Source organism: Streptomyces sp. NPDC093252, from assembly GCF_040683675.1.
Taxonomy (GTDB): domain Bacteria; phylum Actinomycetota; class Actinomycetes; order Streptomycetales; family Streptomycetaceae; genus Streptomyces.
In genome coordinates, this window is the sequence record NZ_JBFBEM010000002.1 from 393,476 (window position 1) to 420,263 (window position 26,788).

At 72.9% G+C, this 26,788-nt stretch carries 20 protein-coding genes; 4 read left to right on the plus strand and 16 right to left on the minus strand.

Going from position 1 to position 26,788, the window contains the following annotated elements; genetic code table 11:
- Positions 1-7: 7 nt before the first annotated feature.
- Positions 8-1,066 (minus strand): PhoH family protein, encoded by a 1,059-nt coding sequence (locus AB0O01_RS04955; RefSeq protein WP_365311032.1) that lies wholly within the window; start codon positions 1,064-1,066, stop codon positions 8-10.
- A 138-nt stretch (positions 1,067-1,204) separates the two neighbouring features.
- Positions 1,205-2,323 (minus strand): PfkB family carbohydrate kinase, encoded by a 1,119-nt coding sequence (locus AB0O01_RS04960; protein WP_365311033.1) that lies wholly within the window; start codon positions 2,321-2,323, stop codon positions 1,205-1,207.
- A gap of 411 nt (positions 2,324-2,734) precedes the next feature.
- Here AB0O01_RS04960 and AB0O01_RS04965 point away from each other — a divergent pair, with 411 nt between their 5' ends.
- Complete coding sequence (locus tag AB0O01_RS04965) at positions 2,735-4,066, plus strand: MFS transporter (protein ID WP_365311034.1); 1,332 nt, start codon at positions 2,735-2,737, stop codon at positions 4,064-4,066.
- On the opposite strand, the gene AB0O01_RS04970 is transcribed toward AB0O01_RS04965, so the two are convergent.
- The 8 genes from AB0O01_RS04970 to hrcA all read right to left on the minus strand — a co-directional run bounded on the left by AB0O01_RS04970 (position 4,063) and on the right by hrcA (position 14,077).
- Positions 4,063-4,971 (minus strand): ribonuclease Z, encoded by a 909-nt coding sequence (locus AB0O01_RS04970; RefSeq protein ID WP_365311036.1) that lies wholly within the window; start codon positions 4,969-4,971, stop codon positions 4,063-4,065. The genes AB0O01_RS04965 and AB0O01_RS04970 overlap by 4 nt on opposite strands.
- A gap of 6 nt (positions 4,972-4,977) precedes the next feature.
- Positions 4,978-5,331: a histidine triad nucleotide-binding protein gene (locus AB0O01_RS04975; protein ID WP_365311037.1), complete on the minus strand. Its 354-nt coding sequence runs from the start codon at positions 5,329-5,331 to the stop codon at positions 4,978-4,980.
- Positions 5,332-5,574: 243 nt separating this feature from the next.
- A complete protein-coding gene (locus AB0O01_RS04980; protein ID WP_365311038.1) occupies positions 5,575-8,760 on the minus strand; it encodes a S41 family peptidase in 3,186 nt (1,061 codons plus the stop codon).
- 115 nt (positions 8,761-8,875) lie between these two features.
- Positions 8,876-9,349, minus strand: coding sequence for a hypothetical protein (locus AB0O01_RS04985; RefSeq protein ID WP_365311039.1), 474 nt, complete (start codon positions 9,347-9,349; stop codon positions 8,876-8,878).
- Between the two features lie 204 nt (positions 9,350-9,553).
- On the minus strand, positions 9,554-10,297 hold the full coding sequence (locus AB0O01_RS04990; RefSeq protein ID WP_365311041.1) for a 16S rRNA (uracil(1498)-N(3))-methyltransferase: 744 nt from the start codon (positions 10,295-10,297) through the stop codon (positions 9,554-9,556).
- The gene (locus tag AB0O01_RS04995; protein WP_365311042.1) at positions 10,294-11,370 is read right to left on the minus strand and encodes a nitronate monooxygenase; all 1,077 of its coding nucleotides are present in this window, start codon (positions 11,368-11,370) and stop codon (positions 10,294-10,296) included. Before AB0O01_RS04995 ends, AB0O01_RS04990 begins: the two co-directional genes overlap by 4 nt.
- A 553-nt stretch (positions 11,371-11,923) precedes the next feature.
- A complete protein-coding gene (gene dnaJ / locus AB0O01_RS05000; RefSeq protein ID WP_355731536.1) occupies positions 11,924-13,060 on the minus strand; it encodes a molecular chaperone DnaJ in 1,137 nt (378 codons plus the stop codon).
- Positions 13,061-14,077 carry a heat-inducible transcriptional repressor HrcA gene (gene hrcA, locus AB0O01_RS05005; RefSeq protein WP_365311043.1) on the minus strand — a complete coding sequence of 339 codons (1,017 nt, stop codon included), beginning with the start codon at positions 14,075-14,077 and terminating at the stop codon, positions 13,061-13,063.
- Positions 14,078-14,293: 216 nt separating this feature from the next.
- Here hrcA and AB0O01_RS05010 point away from each other — a divergent pair, with 216 nt between their 5' ends.
- Entirely contained in the window at positions 14,294-15,025 is a 732-nt protein-coding gene (locus AB0O01_RS05010) for an MBL fold metallo-hydrolase (protein ID WP_365311044.1), read from the plus strand.
- Between the two features lie 42 nt (positions 15,026-15,067).
- On the plus strand, positions 15,068-15,880 hold the full coding sequence (locus AB0O01_RS05015) for a DUF3097 domain-containing protein (protein WP_365311045.1): 813 nt from the start codon (positions 15,068-15,070) through the stop codon (positions 15,878-15,880).
- Here AB0O01_RS05015 and AB0O01_RS05020 read toward each other — a convergent pair.
- The 5 genes from AB0O01_RS05020 to lepA form a co-directional block, all read right to left on the minus strand.
- Entirely contained in the window at positions 15,864-16,436 is a 573-nt protein-coding gene (locus AB0O01_RS05020) for a Uma2 family endonuclease (protein ID WP_365311046.1), read from the minus strand. The genes AB0O01_RS05015 and AB0O01_RS05020 overlap by 17 nt on opposite strands.
- 102 nt (positions 16,437-16,538) lie before the next feature.
- Positions 16,539-17,771 (minus strand): radical SAM family heme chaperone HemW, encoded by a 1,233-nt coding sequence (gene hemW / locus AB0O01_RS05025; RefSeq protein ID WP_365311047.1) that lies wholly within the window; start codon positions 17,769-17,771, stop codon positions 16,539-16,541.
- A 271-nt stretch (positions 17,772-18,042) separates the two neighbouring features.
- Positions 18,043-19,761: a SpoIIE family protein phosphatase gene (locus AB0O01_RS05030; protein ID WP_365311248.1), complete on the minus strand. Its 1,719-nt coding sequence runs from the start codon at positions 19,759-19,761 to the stop codon at positions 18,043-18,045.
- Between the two features lie 559 nt (positions 19,762-20,320).
- Complete coding sequence (locus AB0O01_RS05035; protein ID WP_365311048.1) at positions 20,321-22,198, minus strand: AMP-dependent synthetase/ligase; 1,878 nt, start codon at positions 22,196-22,198, stop codon at positions 20,321-20,323.
- Positions 22,199-22,599: 401 nt separating this feature from the next.
- Positions 22,600-24,465 carry a translation elongation factor 4 gene (gene lepA, locus AB0O01_RS05040; RefSeq protein ID WP_365311049.1) on the minus strand — a complete coding sequence of 622 codons (1,866 nt, stop codon included), beginning with the start codon at positions 24,463-24,465 and terminating at the stop codon, positions 22,600-22,602.
- Positions 24,466-24,761: 296 nt separating this feature from the next.
- On the opposite strand from lepA, the gene rpsT reads away from it, so the two are divergent.
- Entirely contained in the window at positions 24,762-25,028 is a 267-nt protein-coding gene (rpsT, locus tag AB0O01_RS05045; RefSeq protein ID WP_015660447.1) for a 30S ribosomal protein S20, read from the plus strand.
- A gap of 635 nt (positions 25,029-25,663) precedes the next feature.
- On the opposite strand, the gene holA is transcribed toward rpsT, so the two are convergent.
- Entirely contained in the window at positions 25,664-26,650 is a 987-nt protein-coding gene (gene holA, locus AB0O01_RS05050; RefSeq protein ID WP_365311050.1) for a DNA polymerase III subunit delta, read from the minus strand.
- Between the last annotated feature and the right edge of the window lie 138 nt (positions 26,651-26,788).

Genomic DNA, 26,788 nt, shown 5'->3' on the forward strand with positions numbered 1-26,788 from the left:
GGCTTGTCTACTTCCGCTTGTTCCGACCACCCTTGTGGGCGCCGTTCTCCGTGCCGTTCAGGCTGTCGTACTGCTCGTACGCGTCGACGATACGGCCCACCAGCTTGTGCCGGACGACGTCCTGCGACGACAGCCGGGAGAAGTGCACGTCGTCCAGCCCCTCCAGGATGTCCTGCACCTGCCGCAGCCCCGACTTGGTCCCGTTCGGCAGGTCGACCTGGGTCACATCACCCGTGATCACGATCTTCGAGTCGAACCCGAGCCGGGTGAGGAACATCTTCATCTGCTCGGGGCTCGTGTTCTGGGCCTCGTCCAGGATGATGAAGGCGTCGTTCAGGCTGCGGCCCCGCATGTACGCCAGCGGCGCCACCTCGATCGTGCCCGCTGCCATCAGCCTCGGGATGGAGTCGGGGTCGAGCATGTCGTGCAGGGCGTCGTAGAGGGGGCGGAGGTAGGGGTCGATCTTTTCGTAGAGGGTGCCGGGGAGGAAGCCGAGGCGCTCGCCGGCCTCCACCGCCGGGCGGGTCAGGATGATGCGGTTGACCTGCTTGGACTGAAGGGCCTGGACCGCCTTGGCCATCGCCAGATACGTCTTGCCGGTACCGGCGGGGCCGATGCCGAAGACGATGGTGTGGTGGTCGATGGCGTCGACGTACCGCTTCTGGTTGAGGGTCTTGGGGCGGATCGTGCGCCCCCGCGAGGACAGGATGTTCTGCGTCAGCACCTGGGCCGGGGTCTCGGCGCCGTCGCTCTCCCCGTTCTCGCTCGCCTTGAGCATGGCGATCGAGCGTTCCACTGCGTCCTCCGTCATCGGCTGCCCCGTGCGGAGCACCAGCATCATCTCGTCGAACACGCGCTGGACCATGGCGACCTCCGCCGGGTCACCGGTCGCGCTGATCTCATTGCCCCGGACATGGATGTCGGCCGCCGGGAAAGCCTTCTCGATCACGCGCAGGAGCGAGTCGCCGGATCCCAGGACGGTGACCATGGGGTGCTGGGCGGGGACCGTGATCTCTGCTCTCGCCTGCTGCTGCGCGGGGGTGTGAGCTGTGGGTGTCTGAGTCATGGGCCGGCGCTGATCGCCTGCTGTTCCTCCTTGATACGGCCGCGTCGCTGAGGGCGGCCTCGCGGTTCCCAGGGTACGACGGGGCACTGACATCGCCGTAGGGCTTTTCGGTGACCGCGGCCCCGGGTCCCGAGGGGGTCAGGTCGTGCGGCCGAAGCCGATGGTGGGGACCGCCCGGCGCAGCGGCCAGGGTCTGGCGCGTTCGCCGGGGGCGAGGCCGTCCAGGAACGCGTACCGCTTCAGGGCCGTGGGGTCCTGGTCCGGCAGCGACGGGACCGTGCGCCACCAGGCGCCGATCTCCGACCAGCCGGGCGCCGACAGCGAGCCGCCGAACTCCTGGACGGAGAGCGCGGCGGTCAGCCCGGCGAAGGCGAGGCGGTCGGCGAGCGGCCAGTCCGCGAGGGTGCCCGCGACGAAGCCGGCGACGAACACGTCCCCCGCGCCGGTGGGGTCCAGGGCCTCCACGGCGATGGCGGGCACCTCGGCGGTCTCGCCGGTCCGGCCGTCCACCGCGTAGGCGCCCTCCGCGCCCAGGGTGACGACGGCCAGCGGGACATGGCGGGTCAGGGCGTGGGCGGCGTGGCGGGGGTTGTCGGTGCCGGTGTAGCGCATCGCCTCCTGGGCGTTGGGCAGGAACGCCTCGCAGTGCTCCAGGTCGGCGAGGCCGGCCAGGTCCCAGGCGCCGGTTTCGTCCCAGCCGACGTCGGCGAAGATCCGGGTGCCCCTGCGGGCGGCCTGTTCGATCCAGGGGGCACGGACGCCGGGCGTGAGGGAGGCGACGGCGGCGCGGGCGTGGGGCGGGTGGTCGGGGGCGGTTTCGGCGGGGGGCGGCTCGTGGCCGTGCGAGACCATCGTGCGTTCGTCGTCGTAGGCCATGGAGACGGTGACCGGGGAGTGCCAGCCGGGGATGGAGCGGGAGGGGGTGAGGTCGATGCCCTCGCCGGTCTCCAAGGCGTCCCAGCAGTACTCCCCGTAGTGGTCGTCGCCGAAGGCGGCGGCCAGGGAGGTGCGCAGGCCGAGGCGGGCGAGGGCGGTGGCCATGTTGGCGACGCCGCCGGGGCTGGAGCCCATGCCGCGTGCCCAGGACTCGGTTCCGCGTACCGGGGCCGAGTCGAGGCCGGTGAAGATGATGTCGAGGAAGACGGTGCCGGTCAGGTAGACGTCCCACGGGGGGTCGTCCGGTCTGCGGAGTTCGGCCAGTGGGTCGACCTGGCAGTGCGGCGGCGCCTTTCGGGCGGTGGCGTGGGAGGAGTTCACGTGCGCTCCCTGACGTGGTGCGGGTCTGGTCAGTGTGCACCACGGCACTGACAGTGGTCCGTGACCTGCGGCGGGGCGCGCGGGAGCGCGCTTTACGGGTACGGCGGGGGTACGGGAGCGGTACGGGAGGGCACAGGAGGGCGCTCGTGCGTGCGGACACGCCCCTGCTCAACAAAATGTTGCCCGCGTCACGCGTTCGGCTCTCCCGTCCCGTTGTCCCCGCTTGATACAAATTGCCCCCTCGTTCCCGTCCCGGGGGTCCATCCCGCGGGTCCCGGTTCGCCCTTGTCCCCGTTCCGGTTCCCGTCCGCGTCCGCGCGCCCTGTCGTCGTTCGCGGCTCCTCGACGGTGTCCCCGGACGGTCGTCCTCCCCCTCCCTCCGCCGCTCCTTCCGCATGCCTTGGAACGCCCGTGTGCGCCGCCCTCTCTCCTTCGCCCCGGCCGCTGGCCGCCCTGTTCGCGGCCGGGTACCTCGCCCCCTATCTGCTGCCGACGATCGTCGGCCGGCTGGACGCGCGGCTCGCCGTCTCCGCCACCCAGGCCGGTGCCATGGGCAGTGCCCTGCTGCTGAGTTCGGCGTCGGCCGGGTTCGTGCTGGCCTCCCGGGTCGACCGGATCGGCGCCCGTCTCCTGGCCCGCGCCGGGCTGGCGCTCGCCGTGCTCGGCTACGGCGGTGCGGCGCTGACCGCCTCCGTACCGGCGGTCGCGCTCGGCGCGGTCCTCGGCGGCGCCGGTTCGGGTACGGCGGCGGCGGTCGCCGCCACCGGGATCGCCGCCCAGCCCGTACCGCACCGGGCGACCGGGCTCGGTCTGCTGTCGGTGTCCGCGCTCGCGGGTGCCGTGTTCCTGACGGTCCCGCATCTGGGGCCCGGCCATGGGCTGCCGTTCGCCGCGATGGCGCTGGCCGCGCTGGCGGTGTGGCCGCTGACCGGCCGGCTGGCGGCGCGTACGGCCGACGTGCCCCTGCCGGGGGCCGCCGAACCGGCACCCGCGCGCGTGCCGCGCGCCCGGCTCCGGTACGGGCTGCTGCTGGTCGGCGCGATGCCGTTCTGGGCGATGGCGCAGAACGCGCTGTGGGGGGTGAGCGGCCGGATCGGCGTCACCCAGGCGCAACTGGACGAGGCGACGGTGGGGGTGGTGTTCGCGCTGGCTCTGGGGGCGGGGCTGGTCGGGGTGCTGGCGGCGGGGGCGCTGGGGCGGCGGCTGGGTCCGGCCGTGGCACTGGGGGCGGGTACGGCGCTGATCGCGGGCTGCATGGCGCTCAGTGCCGCGGCGACCGGTCCGGCCGCGTTCGCCGTCGGGGAGATCGCCTGGAACGGTGTCTATCCGGTCGTCCTGGCCTATGTCATCTCTCTCGCCGCCTCGCTGGACGCGCGCGGGCGGTGGGCGGTGCTGGTGGGTTCCGCGGCGTCCCTGGGGACGGCGGCGGGGCCGCTGGTGGGCAGTGCGCTGGCCGCGTGGGCGGGGTTCCCGGTCATAGGGGTCGTGCTGGGGGCCGGACTGGCGGTGGTGGCGGTGCCGATGACCCTGGTCGCCGTGCGCACCGGGTGCTCACGCGTCCCGGAGCCCGTGGGGGCCCTGGACATCGCGGTGAGCACCCCGGCCGTACCCGGCTCCCGGCGGGCGTATGGGACGGCGGGGGCGGGTGGGTCTGCGGGGGCGGCCGGGGTGGCGGGATCGGCTGGGGCGGCGGGGTCAGCCGGGGTCGAGGGGGCTGCCGGGGTGGCAGGGGAAAGTGGCTAGGTGCGGCGTTTGGGGAGGGGTACGTGCTGGAGGTCGTGGGCGACCGTGAGGTCACCCGTGAAGCCCGCGTCCCGTGCCTGCCGCTCGAACTCCTCCGGGTCGGGGTAGCGCTGGCTGAAGTGGGTCAGCACCAGATGCCGTACACCGGCGTCCCGGGCCACGCGGGCGGCCTGGCCCGCCGTCAGATGCCCGTACTCGACGGCGAGCCGCTCGTCCTCGTCCAGGAAGGTCGACTCGATGACGAGCAGGTCGCAGCCCTCGGCCAGCGCGTGGACACCGTCGCAGAGGCGGGTGTCCATGACGAACGCGAACCGCTGGCCGCGGCGGACCTCGCTGACCTGGTCGAGTCCGACGCCGTGCAGGGCGCCCGCGCGCTGGATGCGGCCGATGTCGGGGCCCTGGATGCCGTGTGCGGCGAGTCGCTCGGGCAGCATCCGGCGGCCGTCGGGTTCCACCAGCCGGTAGCCGTACGACTCCACGGGGTGGGAGAGACGGCGGGCCTGGAGGGTGTACGCGGGGGTGACGGCGAGGTCGCCGTCGGTGTCGACGGGTGCCTCGGTGAGCGACACGGTCTCGCGGTAGGCGGTGGCGTGGCGCAGCCGGTCGAAGTAGTGCTGTCCGGAGCGCGGGTAGTGCGCGGTGACGGGGTGCGGGACCCGGTCGAGGTTGATGCGCTGGATCACTCCGGCGAGGCCGAGGCTGTGGTCGCCGTGGAAGTGGGTGACGCAGATGCGGTGCACGTCGTGGGCGGCGACGGAGGCGCGCAGCATCTGGCGCTGGGTGCCCTCGCCGGGGTCGAAGAGGAGGCCCTCGCCGTCCCAGCGCAGGAAGTAGCCGTTGTGGTTGCGCTGGCGGGTCGGCACCTGGCTCGCGGTGCCGAGCACCACCAGTTCACGGACGGACACCGGGTGCTATCCCGGGGGCCACTGCATGCCGCGCCCGCCGAGGACGTGGGCGTGCGCGTGGAAGACGGTCTGGCCGGCGCCGGCGCCGGTGTTGAAGACGATGCGGTAGCTCTCCAGATGGTCGTCGTCGGCTACGGCGCGGGCCTCGCGCAGGATGTCCGCGGCGGTCCCGGGCTCCTCGACGGCGAGGTCGGCGGCGTTGGCGTAGTGCGCCTTGGGGATGACCAGGACGTGGGTGGGTGCCTGGGGGTTGATGTCCCGGAAGGCCACGGTCGTCTCCGTCTCGCGGACGATGGTCGCCGGGATCTGGCCCCCGACGATCTTGCAGAACAGGCAGTCGTCCTGGGGCTCCCCTGCCATGGTGGTCCCTCCGGGGGTTGGGCGGCGTACGACCTGCATCGTAGCGTCGGTGTTCGTTGAGGGGCGGTGGGTGGGTGCGGGTCGGTGGGGGCTGGTCGCGCAGTTCCTCCCCCAGAGGGGGTACCCCCAGCGCCCCTAGAAGCAGGGCGTTGGCCCTTGCGGCGAAGCCGCAGATCGGAGCAGCCCCGCGCCCCTGAAAAGCAGGGCGTTGCCCCCTACGCCCGTTGTAAGGGGCCCGCCCCCTCAGCCCTCCGTCGGTGGGGTCTTCGCCGGGGTTGATTCCAGGGCGGTCAGGGCCAGGGTTATGGCCTCGTCGAGTTGGCGGTCCAGGTCGGCCGCCCAGTCCTGGGGGCGTTGGACGATCTCCACGTCCGGGTCGACCCCGTGGTTCTCCACGGCCCACTCGTAGCCCTCCAGCCAGAAGGCGTACTTCGGCTGGGTGATCAGGGTGCCGTCGACCAGGTGGTAGCGGCTGTCGATGCCGATCACCCCGCCCCAGGTGCGGGTGCCGACCACCGGGCCGATGCCGAGGGCGCGGATCGCCGCGTTGACGATGTCGCCGTCGGAGCCGGAGAACTCGTTGGCGACGGCGACGACCGGGCCGCGCGGGGCGTCCCGGGGATAGCTGTAGGGCCGCATCCCGCGCGGGACCGCCCAGCCGACGATCCGGCGGGCCAGTTTCTCCACGACGAGCTGGGAGGTGTGGCCGCCCCGGTTCTCCCGGACGTCCACGACGAGCCCCTCCCGGGCGACCTCGACCCTGAGGTCGCGGTGGATCTGGGCCCAGCCGGGGGCCTGCATGTCGGGGACGTGGAGGTAGCCGAGCCGGCCGCCGGAGCGTTCGTGGACGTAGGCGCGGCGGTCGGCGACCCAGGCGTGGTAGCGGAGGGGTTCCTCGTCGGCGAGGGGGACGACGACGGCGTGGCGGGGGTCGCCGCCGTCGGCCGGGGCGACGGTCAGCTCGACGGGTTTGCCCGCCGTGCCGGTCAGGAGGGGTCCGGGGCCGGTGACGGGGTCGACGGAACGGCCGCCGACGGCGGTGATCGTGTCCCCGGGGCGGACGGCGACGCCGGGGGCGGCGAGCGGGGAGCGGGCGTCGGGGTCGGAGGTCTCGGAGGGAAGGATCCGGTCGACGCGCCAGGTGCCGTCCGGGTGGCGGGAGAGGTCGGCGCCGAGCAGGCCCTGCCGGGCGGCGCCGCCGCCGTGGCCGCGGGGGATGACGTAGGCGTGGGAGGTGCCCAGTTCGCCCTGGACCTCCCAGAGGAGGTCGACCAGGTCGTCGTGGGTGGCGATCCGGTCGACGAGGGGGCGGTAGCGGTCGAGGACGGCGGTCCAGTCGACGCCGTTCATGTCGGGGCGCCAGAAGTGGTCGCGCATGATGCGGCCGGTCTCGTCGTACATCTGGCGCCACTCCGCGCCGGGGTCGACCTGCTGGCGGACGCGGGCGAGGTCGACGGTGATGTTGCTGTCGCTGTCGTCGTCGCCGGAGGCCCGCCGGTCGCTGGGGACGACCTTGAGGCGGCCGTCCGTCCACAGCAGGACGCGTTTGCCGTCGCCGCTGACCTCGAAGTGGTCGGCGTCGGCGGCGAGATGCTCGATGCGCTGCTGGACGAGGTCGTAGCGCTCCAGCTCGGTCTTGGGGTCGGGGTCGTCGGGGGTGGCCCGGGAGGCGCCGAGGACACCCTGCACGGGGTGGCGCAGCCACAGGACGCCGTCCTTGGCGGCCCGGAGGTTGGAGTAGCGGCCCGCCTCCACCGGGAAGGGCACGATCCGGTCGGCGAGGCCGTCGAGGTCGATCCGGGTGGCCGGGGTGCCCTCGCCGTCGGGGGTCTCGTCCTTGTCCGGCGCGTCGAAGGGCCTTCCGTGGCGCTGCGGTCCGAAGGGGGACGGGGTGGTCGCGGCGAGGGTGATGAGGTGGGGGCGGTCGCCGACGACGAAGGCGAGGTCGAAGACGTGTTCGTCGTAGACCGGGTCGAAGGAGCGGTTGGAGAGGAAGGCGAGGTGCTTGCCGTCCGGGGTGAAGGCGGGCGCGTAGTCCTGGAAGCGGAGCGGGGTGACCTCGGTGACGGTGAGGTCGGTGGTGTGGGCGAGGCGGAGCTGGAGGAGCGGGCGGGGGCCGGGGTGGGACCAGGCCAGCCAGGCGGAGTCGGGTGAGAAGGCCAGGTCAGCGACGTCGCCGTCCTCGCTGCGGTCGACCTCGTGGATCGCGCCGCTCTCCCGCTCGACCAGCAGCAGCCGTCCGTCGTGCGCGGCGACGGCGATCCGGCTGCCGTCGGGGGCCACGGCCAGCTCCAGGACCCGGCCGAGGCGCCCGGCGCCGATGCGGTGGGGGGTGGTGCCGGGGGCGGTGCCGGTGGCGGGGGCGATGTCGAGGGCGTCCTCGCCGTCGGCGTCGGTGACCCACACCACCCGTTCCTCGCCGTCGACGCGGAAGGTGTGCGGCAGCCGGTTGCGGACGCCGGGGTCGGCGGCCAGGGCGCGGGCGGGGCCGGAGCGGTGGGTGACCCAGTGGACGGCGCCGCGCACGGCGACCGCGCTGCCGCGGGCGGTGTGGTCGGGCGAGGCGGCGCCGAACCAGCGGGCGGCGTTGACGGGGTAGGGCTGGCGGTCGGTGCGCTGGCCGCCGAGACGTACCTCCAGGGGGCGCGGTTCGGTGCCGGGCGCGAGGTCGTCCAGGAGCCACAGCGCACCGGCCGAGGCGTACACCGCGCGGGTGCCGTCGCCGGACGCCTGGCGGGCGTAGAAGCCGCCCAGGGGGGTGTGGCGGCGCAGGCCGGTGCCGTCGGCGAGGGAGGAGTAGAGGGCGCCGGTGCCTTCGTGGTCGGAGAGGAACGCGATGCGCTCCCCCGCCCACAGGGGGCACTCCAGGTTCCCGTCGAGGTCCTCGTGGAGCCGGACGAAGGAGCCGTCGCCGGCGCGGTCGATCCAGAGCTTGCCGGCGGTGCCGCCCCGGTAGCGCTTCCACCAGGCGGCCTCGCGGCCCATGGGGGCGGACAGCAGGACGGTGGCGGGGCCGTGCACGACATCGCCGACGGGGCCGTGGGGGAGGGTCTCGGCGGGGCCGCCGTCGAGCGGGACCGCGCGGGCCCAGGTGCGGCGCAGGGTGGCCTGGCCGTGGGTGGAGAGGGCGAGGATCCGGCCGTCGGGGGTCCAGCCGCGGACCTGGGTCTTGGCGCTGCCCCAGTGGGTCAGCCGCCGGGAGGGGCCGCCGTCGACGGGGGCGACATGGATCTCGGGGGCGCCGTCGCGGGTGGAGGTCCAGGCGACGGTGGTGCCGTCGGGCGAGATGCGCGGCATGGTGACGGGCATGTTGTCGGCGCTGACGCGCCAGGCCCGCCCGCCCTCCAGCGGGGCGATCCAGACGTCGTCCTCGGCGACGAAGGCGACCAACTCGCCCTGGACATGCGGAAACCGGAGGTACGCAGGCACTGGGGACTGAATCACCCGATCACCCTATGCAGGTGCGGCGGTTCCGCACAGGGGTTTGGGATCACTTGCCGCGGCCCTGGCGCGGAGCGGACCCGGTCCCCGCGGACGGGACGGGTCATTTGCCCTCTGGCCAGCACTGGGGGTCGCTCTGGCAGTAGACGGTCCGGGTGACGGTCACCGTGGTGGTGGGTCCGGCGCCGCCGCCCGGCTGGTTGACCGGCGGGGCGCCGGTGGCGTCGCAGTCGCCGAGGGCGCTGACCTGGAAGAGCCGCTTGCCGTCGACCTCGGCGGTGAGGTCGCCCCGGACACAGGCCCCGTTCACGGCCCGGGTGACGCTGCCGGTGACGGAGATGTCCTTGCCGTCGGTGGTCTGGCCCTCGCAGTCGACATCGGCGACGGTGTCCTCGCTCGCGGAGGGGCTGGGGGTGGCGCGGTCGCCGTACTCGGCGGTGCAGGTGAGCCAGCGGACCGGGTGGTCGCGGCGCTCCAGTTCCCGGGTGAGGAGCGCGTCGCTGGTGAAGGAGATCGTCGCGGTGGACAGGGTGTTGGCCGGTTCGCAGGCGACGGTCGCGCCCGCGCCGAGCAGCACGCCCAGGGCGACCCCGGCCGTCCGCCGGGTCCGGGCCCGGCCCCGGGTCGGGGTCCGCCGTACCGTCCGCCATAACCGCTGTGCTGCCCCCATGAAGGGCAGCCTGCCATCGTCGGGGCCGTCGCGGTAGTACGCATCCGGGTCACCCGGGGCGACCCGGCCGTACGGCGGGCGCCCCTCCCGGCGGGAGTTTCGGTACGGCGGTCAGGACGACCAGCGTCCGGTGCGGCCCAGGAGGAGTGCGGCGGCGGCGGTGCCTGCGGTCGAGGTGCGCAGGACGGTCGGGCCGAGCCGGTGGGGGCGGGCCCCGGCCGCCTCGAACAGCGCGAGTTCCTCGGGGGTGACGCCGCCCTCGGGTCCGACGACCAGCACGATCGTGCCGGTGGCGGGCAGTTCGGCCGTGGCGAGGGTGTTCTCGCCGCTCTCGTGGAGCACGGCGGCGAAGTCGGCGCGGGCGAGCAGTCCGGCGACCTCCTTGCCGGTGTGGAGGGCGGTGACCTCGGGGAAGCGGGTGCGGCGGGACTGCTTACCGGCCTCCCGGGCGGTGTTCCGCCACTTGGCCAGGCCCCTGGCGGCGCGTTCGCCCTTCCACTGGGTGATGCAGCGGGTCGCGGCCCAGGGCACGATCGCGTCGACCCCGACCTCGGTCATGGTCTCGACGGCGACCTCCCCGCGGTCGCCCTTGGGCAGTGCCTGGACGACGGTGAGGAGGGGCTCGGGCGCCGGGTCCTCCCCGACACCGTCCATCCGGACGATCAGCCGGTCCTTGCCCTCGGTGCCGGTGACCACGCAGTCCGCCCAGCGGCCCGCGCCGTCGGTGAGGATCACGTCCTCGCCGGGCCGCAGCCGCTTCACGGAGACGGCGTGGCGGCCCTCGGCGCCGTCCAGCACGTACCGTCCGCCGTCCCCGGCGTCGAAGTGCGGGACGACGAAGACCGGGGCGGTCATCCGGCACCGCCGGGGGCGGACACCGCGGTGCGGGTCGCGGCGAGTTCGGCGACCAGCACCTCGATCAACTGGGCGGCGGGCATCTCCCGGGCCATGCGGTGCCCCTGCCCGGCCCACAGGGCCATGCCCTGGGCGTCCCCGGCCTTGGCGGCGGCCTTGCGCAGCGGCGAGGTCAGATGGTGGATCTCGGGGTAGGCGGAGGGGGCGTAGGGGCCGTGCTCGCGCAGGAAGCGGTTGACCAGGCCGCGGGCCGGGCGGCCGGAGAAGGCGCGGGTGAGCTGGGTGCGGGCGAAGAGCGGGTCGATGAGGGCCCGCTTGTGCAGGGCGTTGGCGCCGGACTCGGGGGTGATGAGGAAGGCGGTGCCGAGCTGGGCGGCCTGGGCGCCCGCGGCGAGGACGGCGGCGATCTGGGCGCCGCGCATGATGCCCCCGGCGGCGACGATCGGCAGGGCGACGGCCTCGCGGATCTGCGCCACCAGGGAGAGCAGGCCCAGCCCGGAGCCGTCGTTCTCGGCGAGGTCGCGGTGGGTGCCCTGGTGGCCGCCTGCCTCCAGCCCCTGGGCGATCACCCCGCCCGCCCCGGCCCGCTGCACGGCGAGGGCCTCCTCGGGGGTGGTCGCGGTGACCAGGGTGAGGGTGCCGGCCCGGCGCAGCGCCTCCAGCACCTCGGGCGCGGGCACCCCGAAGTGGAACGAGACCACGGGTACGGGGTTGTCGAGGAGTACGGCGAGTTTGGCGTCGTAGCCGTCGTCGCGCCCGCTGTCGGGGTCGCCCAGCTCGGCCTCGTACCAGGCGGCCTCACCGGCCAGTTGATGGGCGTAGACATCGACGGCGGCGGGGTCGGCGGTGTCGGGCTGGGGCATGAAGAGGTTGACGCCGAAGGGCTTGTTGGTGAGCCCGCGCAGTTGCTTGATCTCCTGGTACATGCCGTCGGCCGTCTTGTACCCGGCGGCGAGGAACCCGAGCCCGCCGGCCTCGGACACGGCGAGCGCCAGATGCGGCACGGAGACGCCGCCCGCCATGGGGGCCTGCACGATCGGGTGCGGAAAGAGATCGGTCAGCGCGGAGGACATGACCGCATGTTGTCACGTCCCCGGTGAAGGTCCGAATCCGGCCTTACGCCCGGCATAGGCCAGCGGCATGGGGACGGATGGGGACAAACGCGGGGGTGAGTTCAGGGGGTGGGGAGGGGGTGGTTTTTCCGGACCGCGCGGAGGTCTGGTACTGGACCGGGCGGGGTGGGGTTGCAGATCACCCGGGTCGGCCACTGGACGGCACGGGGTCGGAAAGCGCTGGACCACACGAGGCGGCGCTGTGGACCTCATCGGGACCCGGCCGGGACCGCACAGGGGCGGTCACTGAACCGCACCGGGCACACTCCTCAACGGCCCTGAACCCGGACGGCGCCCCGCTCCGGGCCGGACGGGAGCGACTCCGGATCACCCCGGGCCCGGCGCGGCCCTGCCCTGGTCCGCGCCTGCCGAGCCCCGCAGTGGATCACCCACCGGGCCGGGGCCGGCCCGCGCGCACCCCACCCGCGGGTGGGGCCGACGCCGGACCCCGGCTCCCCGGAGAGCGGGCTGCCGCCCGCAGCACCCGGTGACCCGGCGGAGCCGCACGCATCGCTCAGCGTCCGTTGAACGCGTCCTTCAGCCGGGAGAACAGCCCCTGCTGGCCCGGCTGGAACTGGCCCGTGGGCCGCTCCTCGCCGCGCAGCTTGGACAGTTCGCGCAGCAGCCGCTCCTGCTCGGGGTCGAGCTTGGTCGGGGTCTGCACCTCGACATGGACGATCAGATCGCCGCGTCCGCCACCGCGCAGATGGGTCACGCCCCGGCCGTGCAGGGGGATCGACTGGCCGGACTGAGTACCGGGCCGGATGTCGACCTCCTCCATGCCGTCGAGGGTCTCCAGCGGCACCTTGGTGCCGAGGGAGGCCGCGGTCATGGGGATGGTGACCGTGCAGTGCAGATCGTCGCCGCGGCGCTGGAAGACCGAGTGCGGCAGTTCGTGGATCTCGACGTAGAGGTCTCCGGCGGGGCCGCCGCCGGGGCCGACCTCGCCCTCTCCGGCGAGCTGGATGCGGGTGCCGTTGTCGACACCGGCCGGGATCTTCACGGTGAGGGTGCGCCGGGAGCGGACCCGGCCGTCGCCCGCGCACTCCGGGCAGGGGGTCGGCACGACCGTGCCGAAGCCCTGGCACTGGGGGCAGGGGCGGGAGGTCATGACCTGGCCCAGGAAGGACCGGGTTACCTGGGAGACCTCGCCCCGGCCGCGGCACATGTCACAGGTCTGCGCGGTGGTGCCGGGGGCGGCGCCCTCGCCGTTGCAGGTGGAGCAGACGATCGCGGTGTCGACCTGGATGTCCTTGGTCGTGCCGAAGGCGGCCTCGTCCAGCTCGATCTCGATCCGGATCATGGCGTCCTGGCCGCGGCGGGTGCGCGAGCGCGGTCCGCGCTGCGACGCCGTGCCGAAGAACGCGTCCATGATGTCCGAGAAGTTGCCGAAGCCGCCCGCGCCGAAGCCCGCGCCCGCACCGGCGCCCGCCTGCGAGAGGGGGTCGCCGCCGAGGTCGTAGACCTGCTTCTTCTGCGGGTCGGAGAGCACCTCGTAAGCGGCGTTGATCTCCTTGAACCGCTCCTGGGTCTTCGGGTCCGGGTTGACGTCCGGGTGCAGCTCGCGTGCGAGCCGCCGGAACGCCTTCTTGATCTCTTCCTGCGACGCGTCGCGGCGCACGCCGAGAACGGCGTAGTAGTCCGTGGCCACTTACGACTCCGCCAGGATCTGTCCGACGTACCGTGCCACTGCGCGTACCGCTCCCATCGTTCCCGGGTAATCCATGCGGGTCGGTCCGACCACGCCGAGCTTGGCAACCGCCTCGCCGCCCGAACCGTAGCCCACCGACACGACGGAGGTGGAGTTGAGTCCCTCATGGGCGTTCTCATGACCGATCCGCACGGTCATGCCCGAATCCATCCCCTCGCCCAGCAGTTTGAGGAGGACGACCTGTTCCTCCAGCGCCTCCAGGACGGGGCGGATGGTGAGGGGGAAATCATGTCCGAAGCGGGTGAGATTGGCCGTGCCGCCGATCATCAGGCGCTCCTCGGTCTGCTCGACCAGCGTCTCCAGGAGTGTGGAGAGTACCGTCTGGACCGTACCCCGGTCCTCGGCTTCGAAGCTCTCGGGCAGATCCTGGACGAGGGTCGGCACATCCGGGAAGCGGCGGCCGGCCACCCTGCTGTTGAGCCGGGCCCGCAGATCCGCGAGCGACGCCTCGCCGAACGGCGCCGGGCAGTCCACGAGCCGCTGCTCGACCCGGCCGGTGTCGGTGATCAGGACCAGCATCACGCGCGCGGGCGCCAGCGCCAGCAGTTCGACATGGCGGACCGTGGACCGGGTCAGCGAGGGGTACTGGACGACGGCGACCTGCCGGGTGAGCTGGGCGAGCAGCCGTACCGTGCGCCCCACGACGTCGTCCAGGTCGACGGCGCCGTCCAGGAAGCTGTGGATGGCGCGGCGCTCGGCGCCGGACATCGGCTTGACCTCGGCGAGCTTGTCGACGAAGAGCCGGTAGCCCTTGTCGGTCGGGATGCGCCCGGCGGAGGTGTGCGGCTGCGCGATGAAGCCCTCGTCCTCCAGCGCCGCCATGTCGTTGCGCACGGTGGCCGGGGAGACGCCCAGGTTGTGCCGCTCGGTGAGCGCCTTGGAGCCGACGGGCTCCTCGGTGCCGACGTAGTCCTGGACGATGGCGCGCAGCACCTGGAGCCTTCGTTCACTGAGCATCCCGCGCACACCTCCTGCGGCTGTCGTCCCGCTCCCCGTCCATCACCGTCTACCCCGGTGCTGTCCCTGGCACTCGGCACCATCGAGTGCCAACCCTGCCCGGCCCAGTGTACGGCGGTGGGGTGCGGGCCGGGCAAGACCGGTCCCTACGGGCCGTACGGGGTGGCCGGGCGGGCAGGCACGGGGCGGGGCGGGGCGTACCGCTAGCGTCGCCGTATGACGGTCACTTGGGAAGAGCTGGGCTGGGAACGGCTGCGGTCCGGTGTCGGACGGTGCCGGCTGCCGGGCTGGGACTGCACGGTGGGGCTGGTGCGCGGGGAGGGCGCCGCGCTGCTGATCGACGCGGGGTCGAGCGCGGGGGAAGGGGCCGCACTGCGGGAGGGGGCGGAGCGGCTGGCGGGCGGGCCGGTGACCCATCTCGCCCTCACCCACGCCCACTTCGACCACGTGTTCGGCATGGCGGCGTTCGGGGAGGCCGAGGTGTTCGGCGCGGCCGGGCTGGCGGCGGCGCTGACCGGCGCGGAGGCGCGGGAGGAACTGCGGGCGGACGCGGTGCGCCACGGGCTGCCGGAGGCGGACGCGGCACGGGCCGCCGCCCTGCTGTCCGGGCCCACCCGGGAGATCACCGGCGAGCGGGCGGTCGACCTGGGCGGCGGTACCCGGGTGCTGCTGGTGAACGCCGGTCCCGGGCACACCGGCTGCGATCTGGCGGTGCTGGTGCCGGGTGATCCGGCGGTGGTGTTCTGCGGTGACCTGGTCGAGGAGTCCGGGCCTCCGCAGGCGGGGCCGGACGCGGTGCCGGGACGGTGGGCGGCGGCGCTGGACCGGCTGCTGGCGCTGGGCGGGGAGGACGCCCTGTATGTGCCCGGTCACGGGGCGGTGGTGGGGGCGGGGTTCGTGCGGGAGCAGCGGGAGGCGCTGGCGGAGCGTTTCGGCGTGTCGCCCTGACCCGGCTGCGGCTTCCCCGGGTCCGGAACTATCGTCATCCGAATGCGCCCGTACTCTCCGGATCTCACCCCGCCGTGGAAGAAGCAGAAGCCCGTGCCCGAGGTTCCGGCGGAGCCCGGTCTCGTGGTGGAGGAGCCCGGTACCGGTTTCTGCGGGGCGGTGATCCGCTGCGAGGCGGGGACGGTGACGCTGGAGGACCGCTTCGGCAAGCACCGGGTGTTCCCGCTGGAGCCGCGGGGCTTTCTGCTGGAGGGCCGGGTGGTCACGCTGGTCCGGCCGCCGTCCGGCGCGGGCCCGGTGCGGCCCGCCCGCACCGCCTCCGGCTCGGTCGCCGTACCGGGCGCCCGCGCGCGGGTGGCCCGTGCGGGCCGTATCTATGTCGAGGGGCGGCACGACGCCGAGCTGGTCGAGAAGGTGTGGGGCGACGATCTGCGGATCGAGGGCGTGGTGGTGGAGTACCTGGAGGGGGTCGATGATCTGCCGGCGATCGTCGCCGCGTTCGACCCCGGCCCTGATGCCCGCCTCGGCGTCCTGGTGGACCATCTGGTGCCCGGCACCAAGGAGTGGCGGATCGCCGGGTCCGTGACCAGTGATCACGCCCTGGTGGTGGGCCATCCGTACATCGACATCTGGGAGGCGGTGAAGCCCTCCGCGCTCTCCATCCCGGCCTGGCCGAAGGTGCCCCGGGGGCAGGACTGGAAGACGGGGGTGTGCCGGGCGCTGGGCTGGCCGGCACAGAACACGGGCGCGGTGTGGGGGGCGATCCTGGAGCGGATCGGTTCGTACCGGGATCTGGAGCCGGAGCTGCTGGGGAGGGTGGAGGAGCTGATCGATTTCGTTACGGCACCAGAGTGAGCGGTGGAAGAGTGCCGAACCTGCTGGTGTCCAGCTCGATGTCCACGACGGGCAGCCACACCGGGTCGCCGAACTTCCGGGAGTGTTCGTCGAGGTAGTCGGCCGTGAGTCCGTCACCGGACGGCTGCGACAGCACGACGCACTTGGCCTGGAACGGATCGATGATCAGGTAGACGGGGATGCGTCCCGCGGCGTAAAGGGCCCGCTTGCGCACATAGTCCCGGTTGGCGCTGGTCCGGGACACGACCTCGAGCAGCAGGGTCACGGCCGGGGCGGGGACGAGGCGCCCCGCGCTGTCATCGGCACCGAGTTCCAGGACGACGAGATCCGGCTGAGGCTCGCTGTTCAGCTCCGGAAAGGCCACGTCCTGGGTCTGGAGCCGGTCCCAGCGGTCAGCGGGGATCTGGTCCTGCACGGACTGGACGATGCGGTTGTGGACCTTGTCGGGCCCGGCCATCATCACGATTTCCCCCCGGATGAGCTCGGCTTTGAAGCCTTCGGGAATGACGAGATTCTCGTAGGCTTCGTGCGTCTGGCGATCATCCACAGCGGTCATCTCCGTGATCCTCCGCTCTCCGCCGCCGCAAAAACGCGGACAGCCTACGGATCAGGCTAGAGCCCGAACTTCCGTTCCGCCCCGAGTCACCCTCCCGGGTGATCAGTCCACCAGATCCCTCACCACCCCGTCCGCCAGCAGCCTCCCCCGCAGGGTCAGTACCGCGTGGCCGGCGGCGTACGGGGCCGGTTCCAGGAGTCCGGCGGAGAGGGCGTCGGCGGCGGACTCGCGGCCCTTGGCCCGGAGCAGGCCCAGGGGAACGCCGTCGCGCAGCCGCAGCTCCAGCAGGATCCGCTCCACCCTGCGGTCCTCCGCGGAGAGGAGTTCGCGGCCCGCGCCCGGTGAGCGGCCCTGGGCCAGCGCCGCCGCGTACGCGCCCGGGTGCTTGACGTTCCACCAGCGCACCCCGCCCACGTGGGAGTGGGCGCCGGGTCCCGCGCCCCACCAGTCGGCGCCGCGCCAGTACAGCTCGTTGTGCAGACAGCGGGCGGCGTCCGAGGTGGCCCAGTTGGACACCTCGTACCAGTCGAATCCGGCCTCCGCGAGGACGGCGTCAGCGATCAGATAGCGGTCGGCGTGGACGTCGTCGTCGGTCATCGGGATCTCGCCGCGGCGGATGCGGCGGGCGAGCTGCGTGCCCTCCTCGACGATCAGGGCGTAGGCGCTGATGTGGTCCGGGCCCGCGGCCAGGGCCGCGTCGAGGGAGGCGCGCCAGTCGTCGTCGGACTCGCCGGGCGTGCCGTAGATCAGGTCCAGGTTGACGTGGTCGAAACCGGCCTCGCGGGCCTCCGCGACGCAGGCTTCGGGGCGGCCGGGGGTGTGGGTGCGGTCCAGGACCTTCAGGACGTGCCGGCGGGCGCTCTGCATGCCGAAGGAGACCCGGTTGAAGCCGCCCGCGCGCAGGGTGGCGAGATAGGCCGGGTCGACCGACTCCGGGTTGGCCTCGGTGGTGATCTCCGCGTCCGCCGCGAGCCCGAACTCGGCCCGGATCGCCCCCAGCATCCGTACCAGATCGGCGGCGGCCAGCAGGGTCGGCGTGCCGCCGCCGACGAAGACCGTGCGGACCTCGCGGGGGTCGTCGCCGAGGGCCTTGCGGGCGAGGCGGATCTCGTCGATCAGGGTGTCGGCGTAGTTGTCCCGGGAGGCGAGGACGCCGCCGGTGCCGCGCAGCTCGGTCGCGGTGTAGGTGTTGAAGTCGCAGTAGCCGCAGCGGGTCGCGCAGTACGGGACGTGGAGATAGAAGCCGAGGGGGCGGTCCGCGGCCCCGGCGAGCGCGGACGCGGGCAGCGAGCCGTCGGCGGGGACGGGGTCGCCGTCGGGAAGGGCGGAGGGCATGTCCTCCATTGTCCCGCACGGACGGGGGTCCCGGGGCGGGCGGTGCCGGGCCGGGCGGTGCAGGGGCCGGGCGCTCCCCGGGCGGGCGATGCAGGGGCCAGGCGCTCCCCGGGCGGGCGCTCCCGGGCTGGGCGGTGCCGGGGCCGGGTGCTCCCCGGGCGGGCGATGCAGGAGCGGGCGGTACCGGGGCCGGGACCCCCGTCCCGGTAGGCGCTCCTCCCGGCCCGGCCCCGCCCGGCGCCGCCCGCCCGGCCGACCGGGCGTGGGCCGCTCATTCCGCCTGGAGGACCAGGAGGGCGAGGTCGTCCTCCGGGGCGCCGCCGCCGAAATCGTGGACCAGGCGCTTGATCCGCTCGGCGATCAGTTCCGCGCTCAGCCCGGCGCAGCCGGACAGCGCGGTGGCCAGTCCGTCGCCGTCGTCGAACTGGCGGGAGCCGCTGCGCCGCTCGGTCACCCCGTCGGTGACGCACAGCAGACTGTCCCCGGGCCGCAGCGCGAAGGTCTCGCTGGTGTACGTCTCGTCCTCGACCACCCCGAGCAGGGTCTGCGGCACGGCGGCGGTGCGGACGCTGCCGTCGGGCCCCAGCAGCAGCGGCAGCGGATGCCCGGCGGAGGCGAGGGTGCAGCGGATGCCGCCGTCGAACGGGGTCAGCTCGCCGTAGAGGAGGGACAGGAACCGGGTCTGGGGGCCGTCGAAGGGGGCGACCGGACCGGCGAGGGCGCGGGCCGCGGCGTCGGCGGCCTCGGTGGCGTCGTCCAGGAGGAGCTGGTTGAGGCGGTCCAGGACGTCGGCGACCCGGTAGCCCTCGCGGGCCAGCAGCCGCAGCCAGGGCCGGGCCAGCCCGATCACGACGGCCGCCTCGGGGCCCTTGCCCTGCACATCGCCGACCGCGAAGCACCAGCGGCCGTCACCGGCCGGGAAGAGGTCGTAGAAGTCGCCGCTGGGGCCGCCCTTGTCGCACGGCTCGTAGACGAGGGCGCTGCGCACGCCGGGGATCTCGGCGACCGCGCCGGGCAGCAGTCCGCGCTGGAGCACGGCGCTGATGGTGGCCTGCCGGGCGTACTGGCGGGCGGCGCCGATGGCGAGCGCGACCCGGCGGCCGAGGTCCTCGACCAGTCCGACGACCTCGTCGGGGAAGCAGGGGCCGCCGCACCGCCCGATGACCAGCGTGCCGAGCGGCCGTCCCGCCGCGACCAGCCGGTACGCCAGTGCGGTGCCCTGGGTGCCCTGCGCGCCGGGTCCGCCGAGGCTCTGGCCGGGCCAGGGGTAGGGCTCGGGGCCGCCGGGCATCCCGGTGCCGGGGAGCGGCGGCTCCTTCTCCAGGGCCCGGCGGAGTTCCTCGATCCGGTCCTCGCTGCCGTGCCAGACGCGGGCCAGCCGGGCACCGGGCGGGGTGTCACCCCAGCCGCGGCCCATGGCCTCGTCCTCCAGCCAGATCGCGCACCAGTCGGCGAGGCGGGGGACCAGGAGCTGCCCGGTGAGGGCGGCCACGAGGTCCTCGTCGAGCTGTCCGGCGAGCAGATCGGACGCCTCGGCGAGGAACGTCAGGGCGCCCCGGCCGAGCCAGTCGCGGTCGCCGTCGCCCCGGCGCGGTTCGGGCGCGAGCAGCGCGGCGAGTCCGGGTCCGCGCGGATCGTCGTACGGCTCGATCTCCTCGGCGGGAAGGCGGGACCAGACGGTCTTGCCGCCCCGGCGGTAGGTGACGCCCCACTCCAGGGAGAGCGCGGCGACCATGCGCAGGCCGCGCCCGTACTCGGGGGTGTCGTCGGCGGGGCCCTCGCGCGGGGCGCGGGACGGGTGGTGGTCGCTGACCTCGACGTACAGATCACCGGAGACGGTGTCGAGACGGCAGGCCAGCTCGATGTCGGTCCCGGCGTGGATGACGGCGTTGGTCACCAGCTCGCTCACCACGGCGAGGGTGTCGTCCACCTGCCGCGGCCCGCCCCCGCGCAGCTCCCGCGCGCCCCACTCGGTGAGCGCGGCCCGCACGAGCCCCCGGGCGGCCCCCGGGGCGAGCGGCCCGCCGCAGAGGGTGGCGCGGAGGGTGAGGTCGGAGGGGGGTGAGGGGTCGGGGAGGGGTGGGCGTGCGGGACCGGGCGGGGACGGGTGCGGGTGCGGCAAGTCGGGCCGGGACGGGTGTGCCAGGTCGGGCCGGGGCGGGTGTGCGGGATTGGGCAGGGACGGGTGCGTGGGGTCGGAGGGGAAGACGGCGTCCCGTGGGGGCGGTACGGGGGCGTCCCCGCATCCTCCGCACCCCCCGTACCCGCCGCTCCCCGGCCCCACGCTCTCCCGTTGCGCCGGAATGGCCCCCATGGGCAGCTCCCCGAACAGCTCGGACGAAACCCCGCGATCGATGCCGACAGGGTGACAGACCGACCACGTTCATAAGCGCCGAGTTACCGAAGTGGGCCGGCATGGGTGAGTTCCCGGGCAGGGGGGTGTACGAAACCGGACGGAATCGGTTGCGGAAGGGGTGTCCTGCGGTCAAGTTCGTGCCCCGCGCCCCATGGTTCGACGCGGGGCGGTGCCGCCCCGGTGCGGGGTCCGGCTACTTCTCGCGCGCTCCCTCGTACATCTCCTCCAGCAGGTGCCGGTACTCCCGCTCCACCACCGGCCGCTTCAGCTTCAGGCTCGGGGTGATCTCGCCGTGCTCGATGTCCAGATCCCTGGGCAGCAGACGGAACTTCTTGATCGTCTGCCAGCGCTGGAGCCCGGCGTTGAGCTGCTGGACGTACCCCTCGACCATCGCCACCGTGGCGGGCGCGGCCACCACCTCGGCGTACGGGCGGCCCTCCAGGCCGTTCTCCCCGGCCCACTGGAGGAGGGAGACCTCGTCGAGGGCGATCAGGGCGGTGCAGTAGTTCCGGTCGGCGCCGTGCACCAGGATGTTGGAGACGTAGGGGCAGACCGACTTGAACGAGCCCTCGATCTCGGTCGGCGCCACGTACTTGCCGCCGGAGGTCTTGAAGAGGTCCTTCTTGCGGTCGGTGATCCGCAGATAGCCGTCGGGCGAGAGTTCCCCGATGTCACCGGTGTGGAACCAGCCGTCCGGCTCCAGCACCTCGGCGGTCTGCTCCGGAAGCCCGTGGTAGCCCTCCATGATGCCGGGGCCGCGCAGCAGGATCTCGCCGTCCTCGGCGATCCGGACCTCGGTGCCGGGCAGCGGCTTGCCGACGGTGCCGGTGCGGTAGGCCTCGCCGGGGTTCACGAAGGACGCGGCGGAGGACTCCGTCAGCCCGTAGCCCTCCAGGATGTGGATGCCCGCGCCGGCGAAGAAGTAGCCGATCTCCGGGGCCAGCGCCACCGACCCCGACACACAGGCGCGCAGCCGCCCGCCGAAGGCGTCCCGCAGCTTGGCGTAGACCAGCGTGTCGGCCACCTTGTGCCTGGCGCCGAGCCCGAACGGCACGCTCCGCGAACCGGTGCGCCGGAAGTTGTCCTGGGAGACCTTGGCGTACTCCCGGGCGACCCCGGCCGCCCACTGGAAGATCCTGGACTTGGCGGGTCCGCCCGCGCGGGCCTTCGCGGCGACCCCGTTGTAGACCTTCTCGAAGATCCGGGGCACGGCTGCCATGTACGTCGGCCGCACCACCGGGAGATTCTCGATGATCTTGTCGACCCGGCCGTCGACGGCGGTGACGTGCCCCACCTCGATATGTCCCGAGGTGAGCACCTTGCCGAAGACATGCGCGAGCGGCAGCCACAGGTACTGGACATCGTCCTTGCCGACCAGCCCGGTCGCGGCGATGGCCTTCGCCATGTACGACCAGTTGTCGTGGGGCAGCCGGACCCCCTTGGGGCGGCCGGTGGTGCCGGAGGTGTAGATGAGGGTGGCGAGCTGGTCCCTGGTGATGGCGCCGACCCGCTTGGTGACCAGGTCGGGGTCCTTCTCCAGCCGGGCGGCGCCGCGCGCCTCCAGGTCGGCGAGGGTGAGCACCCGGTCGTCCCCGGTGTCCACGCCCTCGGCGTCCATCACCACGACATGGGTCAGCTCGGGCAGCTCGGCCCGCTTCTCGACCGCCTTGGCGAGCTGCTCGGCGTTCTCCGCGATCAGCACCCGGCTGCCGGAGTCGGCCAGGATGTACGCCGATTCCCCGGCGTTGGTCTGCGGATAGACGGTGGTGGTGGCGGCGCCGGCGCACATGATGCCGAGGTCGGCGAGGATCCACTCGATGCGGGTGGCGGCGGCCAGCGCGACCCGCTGCTCGGGCTCGACGCCGAGTTCGATCAGCCCGGCGGCGATGGCGTACACGCGCTCGGCGGTCTGCGCCCAGGTCAGCGACTTCCAGTCGTCCGGGCCCTGACCGGAGGCGGCCGGTACGGGGTGACGGTACGCCTCGGCGTCCGGCGTGGCCGAGACCCGTTCCAGGAAGAGGCCCGCGACGGACGGCGGCCGGTTCTCGATCAAGGTCTGTGTGTCGGTCACGACGTCCTCCGGGGCGGCTGTTGTCATCGCTCGCTCACCCGTTCCTACCCACGCGCTCTTGTTTAACTCGCGAGTAACTAGCGGGCAGGGACAGAGTAGAGGGCTACCGGCCTGCGCGTAAGGCTCCGGGCTTGGTGAGTTGTTGGGGGATCGGGGTGTTTCCCCGGGGTCATCGCCCCGGCCGGAACGAGCCGGGTCGGCACCGCCACAGAGCCGATCGCCGCCGCGCCGGACAGGCGCCACCGCCCCCCGCGAGCAGACCGGGCCCAGCGCCCCCGCAACAGCCCGGGGGCCTGCCGCACAGAAGGTGTGCGGCAGGCCCCGGCCAGCTCAGCGGAGCGCCCGCTGCCGCATCACTTCTTCACTTCTTCACCTCTTGAACTCTTCACTGCTCCACTGCTTCACTTCTTCGCCTTCGCCGAAGAGCCGTCGTCGCTGGAGAGCACCGCGATGAACGCCTCCTGCGGCACCTCCACCGCGCCCACCATCTTCATCCGCTTCTTGCCCTCCTTCTGCTTCTCCAGCAGCTTCCGCTTACGGGAGATGTCACCGCCGTAGCACTTGGCGAGGACGTCCTTGCGGATGGCGCGGATGGTCTCGCGGGCGATCACCCGGGAGCCGATGGCGGCCTGCACCGGCACCTCGAAGTTCTGCCGCGGGATCAGCTCCTTGAGCTTGGCGACCAGCCGGACACCGTACGCGTACGCCTGGTCCTTGTGGGTGATCGCGGAGAAGGCGTCGACCTTGTCGCCGTGCAGCAGGATGTCCACCTTGACCAGGGACGACTCCTGCTCGCCGGTGGGCTCGTAGTCCAGCGAGGCGTACCCGCGGGTCTTGGACTTGAGCTGGTCGAAGAAGTCGAAGACGATCTCCGCGAGCGGCAGGGTGTAGCGGATCTCGACCCGGTCCTCGGAGAGGTAGTCCATCCCGAGCAGGGTGCCGCGCCGGGTCTGGCACAGCTCCATGATCGCGCCGATGAACTCGGTCGGCGCGAGGACGGTGGCCCGGACGACCGGCTCGTGGACCTCCTGGATCTTGCCCTCGGGGAACTCGCTCGGGTTGGTGACGATGTGCTCGGCGCCGTCCTCCATGATCACCCGGTACACCACGTTGGGCGCGGTGGCGATCAGATCGAGGCCGAACTCGCGCTCCAGCCGCTCCCGGATCACATCGAGGTGGAGGAGGCCCAGGAAGCCGACGCGGAAGCCGAAGCCGAGCGCCGCGGAGGTCTCCGGCTCGTAGACGAGGGCGGCGTCGTTGAGCTGGAGCTTGTCGAGGGCCTCGCGCAGCTCGGGGTAGTCGGAGCCGTCCAGCGGATACAGGCCCGAGAAGACCATCGGCTTCGGGTCCTTGTAGCCGCCGAGCGCCTCGGTGGCGCCCTTGTGCTGGCTGGTGACGGTGTCACCGACCTTGGACTGGCGGACGTCCTTCACCCCGGTGATCAGATAGCCCACCTCGCCGACCCCGAGCCCGTCGGCCGGGAGCATCTCGGGCGAGTTGGTGCCGATCTCCAGCAGCTCGTGGGTGGCGCCGGTGGACATCATCCGGATCCGCTCACGCCGGTTGAGCTGGCCGTCGATGACCCTGACGTACGTCACCACACCGCGGTACGAGTCGTAGACCGAGTCGAAGATCATGGCGCGGGCGGGCGCGTCCTTGACGCCGACCGGCCCCGGGACCTCGGCGACCACCTTGTCCAGCAGTGCCTCGACACCGAGCCCGGTCTTGGCGGAGACCTTCAGCACGTCGTCCGGGTCGCACCCGACCAGGTTCGCCAGCTCCTCCGAGAACTTCTCGGGCTGCGCGGCCGGCAGGTCGATCTTGTTGAGCACGGGGATGATCGTGAGGTCGTTCTCCATCGCCAGGTAGAGATTGGCGAGGGTCTGGGCCTCGATGCCCTGGGCGGCGTCGACCAGGAGGACCGTGCCCTCGCAGGCGGCGAGGGACCGCGAGACCTCGTAGGTGAAGTCGACGTGCCCGGGGGTGTCGATCATGTTGAGGATGTGCGTGTTGGTCTTGTCGTGGGTCGGGGCCCACGGCAGCCGGACCGCCTGGGACTTGATCGTGATGCCGCGCTCGCGCTCGATGTCCATCCGGTCGAGGTACTGAGCACGCATCTGCCGCTGCTCGACCACGCCGGTGAGCTGGAGCATCCGGTCGGCGAGCGTGGACTTGCCGTGGTCGATGTGCGCGATGATGCAGAAATTGCGGATCAGAGCCGGGTCGGTACGGCTCGGCTCGGGCACATGGTTAGGGGTCGCGGGCACGCAGGGTCCTGTCTCTTGAGGCGCCTTATGCCTCGGGTCGGATCGACACTCGGATCGACACGTAGCGTCTGAGCTTCTATGGTCCGCTATGGTCCGCGTCCATGGTCCCATGGGCGGCGACCGGCGGCCGGTTTGGGCCGCCCCTGGACCCGCTGGTAGTCTGGGCCGCTGTGTCTCATGCCCCTCTGCGCGAGGCACTCCAGCAGAAATCATCGGTCATCGACCGGTGATCGTCGGTAATCATCATCGGTACGGGACCCCCGCGGCCCCGCACCAGAACCTGCAAAGGCTCATTCGTGGCGAACATCAAGTCCCAGATCAAGCGGATCAAGACCAACGAGAAGGCCCGGCTGCGCAACAAGGCCGTCAAGTCCTCCCTGAAGACCGCGATCCGCAAGGCCCGTGAGGCCGCTGCCGCGGGTGACGTCGAGAAGGCCACCGAGTACCAGCGCGCTGCCGCGCGTCAGCTCGACAAGGCCGTCTCCAAGGGCGTCATCCACAAGAACCAGGCCGCCAACAAGAAGTCGGCGCTGGCGTCGAAGGTCGCGTCTCTCAAGGGCTGATCCTTTCTTGATCTGACGGGCCCCCGCCGGGGCCCGACCGGTTCCACGCGGTTCGCTCCGCGGGATCCGGCCGCCGGGAGGATCACGGGCGGGCCCTCTCTCATCCGCCCCCGACCGGCATCCTGAATGACCACGCGCGGCCTGCGTTCGCCACGCGGGCGTGGTCTCTTACGCATCAACCGAAGGCTCCGTCCCGCCACCCTTCCCCGGGGGTGGGGCGGAGTTTTTGTGTGTCCGGGGGCGGGGTTCGGGATGGGGTTCGGGGTGGGGTGGGGGCGGGGTTCTTGTCTGTCGGGGCGGGGATCCAGGCCGGGGATCCGGTGGGCGAGGGAGATGGGCGGTGGCCGCGGCTCCTCGAACTCCAGGTGACGGGTGGCCGGTGGGCGACGACGGGTTACGGGTGACCGACGACGGGTGACCGACGACTAGTGATGGGTGACGGGTGACCGACGACTGATGGCTGGGAGTGGCTGGGGGCTGGGGTGGCTGGTGGCTGGTGGCTGGTGGCTGGTGGCTGGTGGCTGGTGGCTGGTGGCTGGTGGCTGGTGGCTGGTGGCTGGTGGCTGGTGGCTGGTGGCCAGCGATAGCACGGCGCACCCTGGGCGGCGGCCCCTCCGCCGCCCAGGCCCCCGCCCTCACCGCCCCCGCATCCGCGCGGCCCGCGCCACCGCCACCACCGCCTTCTCCAACGCGTACCCGGGATCGTCCCCGCCCCCCTTCACGCCCGCGTCCGCCTCCGCGATGGCCCGCAGTGCCGTCGACACCCCGTCCGGTGTCCAGCCCCGCATCTGCTGCCGCACCCGGTCGATCTTCCAGGGCGGCATGCCCAGCTCCCGGGCGAGATCCCCGGGCCGCCCGCCCCGGGCCGACGACAGCTTCCCGATCGCCCGCACGCCCTGGGCCAGCGCGCTGGTGATCAGTACCGGCGCCACGCCCGTCGAGAGGGACCAGCGCAGCGCCTCCAGCGCCTCGGCGGCCCGGCCCTCCACCGCCCGGTCGGCGACGGTGAAGCTGGACGCCTCCGCCCGCCCCGTGTAGTACCGCCCGACGACGGCCTCGTCGATCGTGCCCTCGACATCCGCGACCAACTGCGCCACCGCCGACGCCAGCTCCCGCAGATCGCTCCCGATGGCATCGACCAGCGCCTGGCACGCCTCCGGTGTCGCCGACCGCCCGAGCGCCCGGAACTCCGCTCTGACGAACGCCAGCCGGTCCGCCGGTTTGGTCATCTTCGGGCACGCCACCTCCCGCGCCCCCGCCTTGCGCGCGGCGTCCAGCAGGGCCTTGCCCTTGGCCGCGCCGGCGTGCAGCAGGACGAGCGTGATCTCCTCGGCGGGCGCCCCGAGATACGCCTTGACGTCCTTGATCGTGTCGGCCGAGAGATCCTGTGCGTTGCGCACCACCACGACCTTGCGCTCGGCGAAGAGCGAGGGACTGGTCAGCTCGGCCAGCGTGCCGGGCTGCAACTGGTCCGGGGTCAGATCCCGTACGTCCGTGTCGGCGTCGGCGGCCCGCGCGGCGGCCACCACCTCCTGCACGGCACGGTCGAGCAGCAGGTCCTCCTGGCCCACGGCAAGGGTCACCGGGGCGAGCGGGTCATTGTCAGCAGTCTTCCTGGCCATCACGACAAGCATGGCACGCGGCACTGACAACGCCGGGGGCGCTCCGCCTCCGGGAGGGCCGCCGTCCCGGGGGTGGACCGTCTCTGGGGGGACCTGGGGGGACCGTCCCTGGCGAGGGGACCACGATCGGGCGAGTCG